This window comes from Lacinutrix cladophorae, assembly GCF_053604645.1.
Window position 1 is genome coordinate 1 of sequence record NZ_JBSHNR010000111.1, and the last position, 9,581, is coordinate 9,581.

The 9,581-nt window shown below is 28.3% G+C and carries 9 protein-coding genes; all 9 read left to right on the plus strand.

All coding sequences use genetic code 11. The features are described from left to right. The first annotated feature begins 221 nt into the window (after positions 1 to 221). The 9 genes from ACVC3Y_RS10180 (at position 222) to ACVC3Y_RS10220 (ending at position 9,316) form a co-directional block, all read left to right on the plus strand. Positions 222 to 977, plus strand: coding sequence for a DUF3800 domain-containing protein (locus ACVC3Y_RS10180; protein ID WP_452226805.1), 756 nt, complete (start codon positions 222 to 224; stop codon positions 975 to 977). Between the two features lie 69 nt (positions 978 to 1,046). After that, on the plus strand, positions 1,047 to 2,039 hold the full coding sequence (locus ACVC3Y_RS10185; RefSeq protein ID WP_452226806.1) for a reverse transcriptase family protein: 993 nt from the start codon (positions 1,047 to 1,049) through the stop codon (positions 2,037 to 2,039). A gap of 153 nt (positions 2,040 to 2,192) precedes the next feature. Continuing rightward, on the plus strand, positions 2,193 to 2,735 hold the full coding sequence (locus ACVC3Y_RS10190; protein ID WP_452226807.1) for a hypothetical protein: 543 nt from the start codon (positions 2,193 to 2,195) through the stop codon (positions 2,733 to 2,735). A 2-nt stretch (positions 2,736 to 2,737) separates the two neighbouring features. After that, positions 2,738 to 3,427, plus strand: coding sequence for a hypothetical protein (locus ACVC3Y_RS10195; RefSeq protein ID WP_452226808.1), 690 nt, complete (start codon positions 2,738 to 2,740; stop codon positions 3,425 to 3,427). 245 nt (positions 3,428 to 3,672) lie between these two features. Then, positions 3,673 to 4,323, plus strand: coding sequence for a hypothetical protein (locus tag ACVC3Y_RS10200; protein ID WP_452226809.1), 651 nt, complete (start codon positions 3,673 to 3,675; stop codon positions 4,321 to 4,323). Positions 4,324 to 4,353: 30 nt separating this feature from the next. Further along, complete coding sequence (locus ACVC3Y_RS10205) at positions 4,354 to 4,884, plus strand: hypothetical protein (protein WP_452226810.1); 531 nt, start codon at positions 4,354 to 4,356, stop codon at positions 4,882 to 4,884. 157 nt (positions 4,885 to 5,041) lie between these two features. Further along, positions 5,042 to 6,424, plus strand: coding sequence for a hypothetical protein (locus ACVC3Y_RS10210; protein ID WP_452226811.1), 1,383 nt, complete (start codon positions 5,042 to 5,044; stop codon positions 6,422 to 6,424). Between the two features lie 194 nt (positions 6,425 to 6,618). Next, positions 6,619 to 8,154 carry an IPT/TIG domain-containing protein gene (locus ACVC3Y_RS10215; RefSeq protein WP_452226812.1) on the plus strand — a complete coding sequence of 512 codons (1,536 nt, stop codon included), beginning with the start codon at positions 6,619 to 6,621 and terminating at the stop codon, positions 8,152 to 8,154. 289 nt (positions 8,155 to 8,443) lie between these two features. Then, the gene (locus ACVC3Y_RS10220) at positions 8,444 to 9,316 is read left to right on the plus strand and encodes a T9SS type A sorting domain-containing protein (protein ID WP_452226813.1); all 873 of its coding nucleotides are present in this window, start codon (positions 8,444 to 8,446) and stop codon (positions 9,314 to 9,316) included. Positions 9,317 to 9,581: the final 265 nt, after the last annotated feature.

Genomic DNA, 9,581 nt, shown 5'->3' on the forward strand with positions numbered 1-9,581 from the left:
AAATGGTTTTCGACAATTTTGGAATGAATGGAATAATTTAAAATCGGAAATAAAAAAAACTGCACACAACAACGTATAAAAATAATTGCTGTTTTGTGCTTAAATAAAGGTAGTTGCGTATTTGCTACATCTGAATTTCCTTCGGAAATTCCTCGCACGCAAACCCGCAACTATTCTTATACAAACACGTTAGGCATAATTAACAAGCCCGAGCAAAATTGATGAAAACAAATTACTTTTACATTGACGAAACAGGACACATTAACAATGATGAACCTATGTTTGCTTATGGTTGTATAAAAACTGACACACCAAAATTAATTGAAAAAGTATTAGAAGAACTAAAAGAGGAATTAGCAGAAGACCCTTTATTAGCAAAATTTGGAGAAAAATTATTGAAAAATAACTTTCATGCAACTGGAGACCATTTTGACGTAAGAACTCAATTTTACAGAATATTACCTTTGATTAATTATAGAGCCTACTTTACTGTTTTATTTAAAAATGATGATTATTACAAAAGGTTGAAAACAGAGAAAGAAGACCATGAAATAATCAAATCTATGCTACTTAAAATAATAAAACCAAGAATAACAAAAAACAGGAATGATAAAAATATATTCTTCATTGAAACATTAGAAGTTCAAAATAAATCATTAAAAAAAATTGTTGAAGAAATTTTCGATATATTTAAAGACGATTATAATATTGAGTATACAATTGTTGACAAACATTGTCAAAATATGCCAGTAGTCGATTACTCATGCTTTATCTTAAATAAGGTATTGATACAAAAGGAAAATGAAAACAAAAATATTGCTGAATGGGTTGCAAGAACATTTGAAATACTTAAAGATAAAATTGGTTTAATTCATTTTCAAAATGAAGATAGTTTTTACAGTAGACATGCAACTAAAAATAAACAAATTGAATTAAATAACTTAAAATTAAAAAGGCAGTGCATTAAGGATAAATAACAGGGTACGAGTCGTATTCGACAATGAAAAAAATCAATTCTTCTTACCTTAATCACTGCTATTTTTTTTATGCCACACAAAAAAATAAATACCGTTAAAAAACTTTCCAACTTCCTTAATATGGAATTAGAAGTCTTATTGGAATTATCAAAAAATGATTACAACCTAGTTAATAGAATTAATTGTTCGGAAGATGTTTTAAATAATGTTTTAACAGTAGAAAAAATTGAAATCAGTAAAAAAAGTGGTGGATTTAGAATCGTATACTCACCAATATCAGATAATTTAACAAATTGCTTAAAAATACTAAACTCAAAACTAAGAAACATATACAAACCTTCATCTTCCGTTCATGGTTATATTAAAGGTCGTGGAATAAAAACTAATGCTTCTAAACACTTAGGAAAAAAGTATCTTTTAAAAATTGACATCGAAAATTACTTCGAAAAAATAACGAAAGATAGTATTATTAAATCTTTAAATGATTTAGGGTTTCATGAGAAAATAAGTCCTTTAATAGCAAAAATTGTAACTCATAATGATATACTCGTACAAGGATTTCACACAAGTCCTACAATAGCAAATATCATCTTTAATGAATTAGACTTAATACTTTCAAAATTCCCGAATATTACATACACTAGATATGCAGACGACCTATACTTTTCATCAAATGAAGAAATAGATATTGTTCCGAAAGTAGAAAAACAACTTTTAAAATTTGGATTTACAATTAATAAGTCAAAAACAAAACTGATGAAACGAGGTCAAAAACAATATGTTACTGGTTTAACAGTTTTTGATTCAAAGCAACCAAGAATATCTAAGCACAAGAAAAAAGAAATTCGCCAACAAATGCACTATATTAATAAGTATGGATATAAAGGACATATTATGCACGAATTTGGCATTTCCAATGAAGAGTATTTAGACAATGATGAAATTAAAGAAAAAGTTGACTTTAAAATTCATGGATTAAAATCAAAAATAAAAGGTTGGCTATTATTTATAAATTCAATTGAACCTGATTTTAGTGCTAAATATATTGACCTGAAAAAATAACTATGCCTAACAATGCATATATTTTATTGCTAGGTTCTAGCCTGCTTACGAAAGTCCTCGCGGACTTTCTATTCGGTTTTTATTTACTAACTTAGTGACTTAATCACGCAACAAACCATATGCTAAACCGTTGCCCACAAGCTAAAAAAACCTATGAACATTACAAAAATCGACGAAGAAATCAATAAACAGTTAGAACTTCTAAAAGAAGAAGTTAAATTAATTGAACTCGAAGAAATTTGTGAATTTAAATTGGAAAATGCAGGCAAAATAATTCCGTGGGACGATTTAGTTCATAAGGGAATATATTTATTTGAGATAAAAAACGATAAACGATTTACAGATTTTGATTCGTGGATTGAAGATTTTAAAGAGATTTGGGAAACTGATGAATATCGTTACAAGTTCACACCTAATACTAAAAAAGTGCGTATTAAAGCGCATAACGTACTGAATGAATGGATTCCAATATATATTGGAAAATCACGAAATATTGGTCGGCGAATACACGGACACATTTACAAGGAATTGCACAAGACAACTTTTGCTCTAAAGCTATTAGCAAGAACAAATTTAAAAAATCATACTTTTAGACTTAAAGCTATAAAAGTTGATGTTCATAATTACGATTCTATTGTACCTAAAATAGAATGGCAATTAAGGAATAGAATAAATCCAATAATCGGCAAACAGTAATAATGATATCAGAAAAAACCGTTGAATTAAACCTTACAACCGAATTAGTCAATTGGAATTATTACATTTCCGGTGTACGTCCATATATTCTTGCACCATCTCAAAGAGAAGAAGGAGTTTTAGGTTATGACGCATCGATAGGGCTTCCAAATGGGTATCCTACCTTGATACAATATAAAAGAGCTTATTTTAAAGTAAGAGCTAATGAATTACAATTTCATTTGAATAGAAATACAAACAGAGACCAGCACTTAAAATTATTTCTATTAGAAATGTTGGGTAATGATGTTTGGTATGCTTTACCTCTTTTTTATACTACTCAAGACGTAATTACACAAAGACGACAACTTTTAAAAAAAACACTATTTTTAAAACCAAGTTGGATAATTCCAAATGGAGGTCTAACAGGTCATCACGAAATAAAGTATAGCTTAACAACAAGAAATATTACTGTACATTCAGAAAAAGGAAAAAATATTGAAAATTATTATGACTTTTATGATTTTGCGAGACATTTAGATTTGGCGGAAAGTAATATATCTGATGAAAAAAATCCATTGCAAAAATTTATTGATGACTTTAATAATGTTATGGTCAACGAAAACGGATTTCAAAATTCCGACTACAATTTAAAACCGATAGGAGAAAATGAAAGTGGATTATTGGATTCTATGAGTGCAATCGTGAGATAAAGCCAGTGGGCAACAACGTATATAACTCATAGCTCATTAGTTGCTTAATCGAAGTTAAGGCATTTTTGGAAAGTCGCCAAATTTTTAAATTTGACGATTTCCAATAAAAAAGATAAACAGTAAAATTTAAAAATCTGGCTTGTGTTTAACCGAAAATAATTTTCTAATTTATACGCTACGAGCCATATACAAGACCGTTGGCGGTAATTTAAAAAGCCACTCTAAATACATTTTAATTAAGTACAATGGAAAAAGAAGAATTGATAAAAAAAATAGAAGAAATTGAAAGTATCCTACCAAATGATACAAATAAATGGACTGGTTATATTACAAGTTCTTTTTTCATAACAACTCTACAATTTGTTAAAAATTATATTGGAACTGACTCTGAATTTTACAGTATATTATCTACGAATAAAGGTGTAAGAGGAAACTCGGCTACATCATCAACGCAAGCTTGGGCTGCTCGAAAAGTTTTAAAATCAATAAAAGATTATTTAAATCTTGATTTAGACATCCATAAAAACGAGAAATATATAACTAAAGTTGATGTTATTAACGACTTTATGGAACAAGCTGTAATTCTCGCTACTAATAAAAAATTCCACCCAGCTGCTGCAGGAATTTTGCTAGGAGCTTCTTTAGAAGAATTTCTAAAAAGACTAGCTGAACTGAATAAAATTGAACTTGATGGAGAAAAATTGTCGATTGATACAATTTCAAAAAAACTGTACGCAGCTGATATTTTGAAAAAGCAAGACATAAAAGATATTACCTCTTGGGCTGGAATTAGAAATGACGCTACTCACGGAGAGTTTGAGCAAGTCAATGACAGAAAAAGAATTCAAAATGCAATTGAAGGTCTTAATCTTTTTATGAGAAAATATAATCCATAAATCTGCCAATTATTTAAGTAATCGAATTTTATGAAAAGAACATCGCTGACTAATCATATTAGCGCCTTCAAAGGAGAAATGCTTATGATTTTACGATTTCAATTGGCTTATGATAGAATCTTTAAGTTTAATGATTTACATAAAATTTCAAGGTCTGATTTTGTAGATAGATTAATTGCTTTAAAAACTATTGAAAATGACTTATTAGTGCGAATTTGCAAATTTGATGATGATACTAAAGGTGTCCATTCATTTAACAAAGCTATATTAGAACTTAATTCAACTCATCAAAATCAAAAGGAAATAATTGAAAAAATTAAAGTTTTCCATAAAAGTATTACACCTTTAAAACGTAATAGAAGACATACAAAAATTGCTCATCTTAAAATCGGAGAAGAAGATGGAGATTATGAAGTTAAATACGATTTTGTTCCAATAATTAAATTAATGATAAAGATAATTGACTTAATGAACAATAAAGAAGTAGGCTATAAATGGAAAGATGGGAGATATGAAAAATTCGATTTAAGGACAGAAATATTAAAAGAAACAGCTGAATAAAAACTACCGCCAACAACGTGTATATTTTATTGCTAGTTCTAGACTGCTTACGAAAATCCTCGCGGATTTTCTATTCGGTTTTTATTTGCTAACTTAGTTGCTCAAACACGCAACAAAGCATACACAAAACCGTTGGCAACAAGCTAAAAATAGAGGAATGATAAAAATATATTTCGATTGGAATGTACTCTCGCAAATTAAAAATGGGAAGCATAGCGAACTAAAAGAAATAATCTTTAATGATGATAAATTATTTATTCCTTTCTCAACATCTCATATCGGAGATATTCTATCAAGCTTCAAGGAAACTGAAGAACAAAAAGAATATATAAAATCAGATTTAGAATTCATATCTAATTTAACTAATAACAAATGTTTAGTAAACACAAATAAAGATATTATTTTAGATTTTTATTCTCCTAAAGAAATTTTCCAACAAAGAATTGACGAAAAAGAATCATTTAAAGATTTAAGTATAAATGGATTGCTGAGCATTTTTGAGCAAGATGAGTCAACTAAAATAATTGGAAAATCTTTTTTAAACCTTTTAAAAGCTTTACCTATTCAAGATACTTTTAAAAAAGCATTTGAAAACCCTGAGAGCTCTGAACAAATGGAGAAAATTTTTCCAGGCTTAAAAGAAAACCCAACTATGGAAGGTTTCTTTGAGAGCTTTAGCAAAATGGCATTAAATCTAAATGAATCAGATACTTATAAAGAAATGAGAAAATCTATTCAGGATGGTATTGGTATAAATAGAGATAGAATTTATGATACAAAAGATCCTTATAAAATAATTGATAATAAATATCAAAAATTAGGAGTTTCACCAAGCGATTATATTAACAAATCAAAAAATTCTCCAGAATGGTTTGATACAATTTCAAATGAATATTTAATGCTAGATATGCATGGTTATCAAGAAGATAAAGTAAATATTGGAAAAGGCAGAAAAGAAACCTTTAAAAATACAACAGAAGATGCATTTCATTCAGCTTTTGCGTCTACTTGTAACTTTTATGTTATCAATGATAATAAATCCTATAAAAAGACAAGAGTAATTTATGAAAAACTTAAAATAAATACTATGGTTTTAAAACCATCTGAATTTGTAAAATATTATAATAATTATCTAAATATAAATAATCAAATATTCAATATTAAAGTACCATTTGAAATAATTAAAACCGAAAAATATTATGAAGAAATAATGGAAGACGCTGTATTGAGGATTTATTTTGTTCCATTCTTTTTCTTTGGTTTTTTTAACAAAATCATGGTTCTCATTCCAAATAATGGAAATAAAGCAACTGTATTATTAAGTCAAAACAAACCCAGTAACCATAGTGTATACTCAATGGAAATAAGCAGATTGCACAATGAAATATGTGATTTATTAGGAAATGACATTGATAATCTCGGTAAAATTAAAGAAGAAGAATTTAAAGAAAAAGAATGGATTGGTCGCAAATGGAAAATAGATGATTATGCTTTTAGATTAATAAGAATAAATGGCGAATTTCAGTTCTATTTCGATTAGAGAAAGCCAGTTGCCAACATCGTGTATAAAAAATCGCTAAATTAGTGCTTAAATAAAGTTAGTTGCTCTTTTGTTACGTCTGATTTTCCTGCGGAAAATCCTCGCTCACAAAAACGCAACTTTTCATACACAAACACGTTACCAGTAATTAAAAAAATGAAATTTTACTATAATTTAAATTATTTATGAAACCTATGAAAAGAACTATATATATACTTGCTGTTTTCATTTTTTTATTTAACTGTTCAAAAGATGATGATACTAAAGATCAGTTAGTACCAACTGCAGAATCATTTTCTCCCAGTTCAGCATATGTAGATGATATCATTACCATCACAGGGACATATCTTAATTTAGATGGTGCATACAATATTAAATTTAATGATTTAACTTCAACAATAGTTGAACAAACAGAAACTACAGTTAAAGTAAGAGTCCCAGAAAATGCTACCTCTGGAAACATTACATTTAATTATGAAAATAATACACAAATAGCATTAGGGAATTTTTTATTGTTAGAAAGACCGCAAATAGAGTCTATATCTTCTTTTTATGCTAGAATTGGAGATACTATTATCTTTACTGGTAATAATTTTAATATCGATGATACTTATCAGATAACTTTTAATGGGAATCCAGCCTCCAATATAGAAATTACCGATACAACAATTACCGTTGAAGTGCCAGATAATGCAGAGACAGGTATACTCAATGTAGCTATAAATGAAATTGAATACTATTCTCAACAGTTTTCTCGTATAGAATCTAAACTCTTTGCAATTAAAGGAGAAGTTCCAAACCAAAGTTTAGTGGAACTAAATTTACTTGATGGAACAGAAGTAGGAACTATTGTTGATTTTTCTAATTTTGGTTTTGATATAATATTAGGTGACTCTGTTTTTAATTCTTCGACAAATGAAATTTTTATAATGTCAGATCCAGGCATGTTAAATGATTATTTACCTAGACTTATTAAAGTAAATGTCGATACTAATAATTACAGTGTAATACAAGCTAATAATGATTTTGGAAACAATGATTTTGGAGACCGAATAGCTGTTTCTAATGATGGAAGACTTTTTATTTGGAATTCACAATTATCCGCTACTCCAGAAGATGGTTATCTTATAAGAGAAATTGACCCAAATACATTAAATTTCTTAAACGGTGTTGATCCTTATGGTCCAAATGCGGGTTTTGATCAATACAAAACAATTACAACAGTATACATTTCAAATACAGATAACACAATATACTATGAAAGAACTGAAGAAATATATTTAGGCACTACTACTATGACAATCGAAACTTATGTAAGAGCAGGAAATCTTTATGTAAAAAATTTAGCAGATTTTTCAGAAATATCTAGTTCATGTTTTCCAAGTTCAATAACTGATATAGCAGGGAATACATTTGATTATTGTAGTTCAAACTTAGACTTATATGAAGCCTTGATAGGCACAGTAAATAATGGGTATATATATTACTTAAAAACATCATCTGGAGATAGTGATAAAATTCTCAAAGTGGATTCTAATTTAAATTCCGAACCTGAAATTTATGTAGATGGAAATTTAAAATGTATTGTTTATGGAGAAGAAATAAACGAACTACTTACAATAAAAAACGAAGCTGGAAGCAACTATTTACTTAAGAAAAACATAACGACAAATATTGAGTCTCAAGTTTTAATATCTGGTGATTATTCAGAATTAATTATTAAGAATTAACTTGTATCTCAACTTACTGAATTATATTATCTGAATTACAAACAAACGTATTATCGGAATGACATTGGAACTAAATGAGCTAGGATAAAACTACTGGTAACACCGTATATATTTTATTGCTAGTTCTAGCCTACTTACGAAAATCCTCGCGGATTTTCTATTCGGTTTTTATTTGCTAAATTACGTTCTAAACCACGCAACAAACCATATACAACAACGTTGGCAAACATTAAAACCAAACATAATGAATATAAAAAAAATTACGAGCTTATTTTTAACTGTTTTTGTAATGAGCGTTCAGTGTCTTATGGCAAGTGAATATCAAATAAACGCTACCTATGGAGTTGATATTTGGGGAGGGAGTTTATCAGAAACTTTTGATTCTTCATCTTCAACTTTTCAAATTGAAAGTTGTAATCAGATAATTTTAAGCTTATTTCCACAAGCTGCTTTAAATGATACAAAATATTCACTTTATACAGAGAATGGTGATTTTGTTAGTTATTCAAATAACGACTATCAATTTTCTAACATTCCAACAGGGAATTACACTATAAGAGATGGTAATGTTGTTGTTTTTCATTATCAAAAGACATACACTAATCCAAATACATTATACGAAGTCATACTTACGGACAATTTATATAATGAAATAACAGGATTTTCACCTGAAGAATTAAATTCAACTCAATTAAGTGCTGGAGTAAGAGATTTAAATACCTTACAAATTGATTCTTGCGCTCCATATGTTAATTTCTTTTTAAACGGCAATTATATTGCTGATATCGAAACTGTTACTTTTGTAGAAGGAGATTCATTATGTGTTGGAATAGATGGTATAGAATCTTGCACTATGGGATGCTATAGTTATTCCGATAGTTGTTATGTTGTTAGCGAATCACTTGCAATTACTGAGTTTGATAGTAAAGTTGATTATCAATTATATCCTAATCCGACAAAAGAGTCAATTTTTATTAAAAATGATGTTCACCAAATTAAAGAAATATTACTTTATGACATAAATATGAAAATGATTAAAACTAAATCGGTTAAGAATAGTTCTCCAATAGAAATTGACCTATCCATATTAGATTCTGGCATATATTTCTTAAAAATAGTTTCAGATAAGAGTATGACAATAAAAAAGATAATTAAAGAATAACGTTTGCCAACAATGCATATATTTTATTGCTAGGTTCTAGCCTGCTTACGAAAATTCTCGCGAATTTTCTATTACGTTTTTATTTTTTAACTTGGTTGCTTAATCACGCAACAAACCATATACTAAACCGTTGTGCTTAATTTGAGAAAAACAGAAAAAATTACCACATGCAAATTAATGAGTTGAACTTTTAATAATAGAACGAAAGAAGATAATTATGAAAGAAATACTTGAAGAATATGCTTTGATTGCTGAAATCATATCA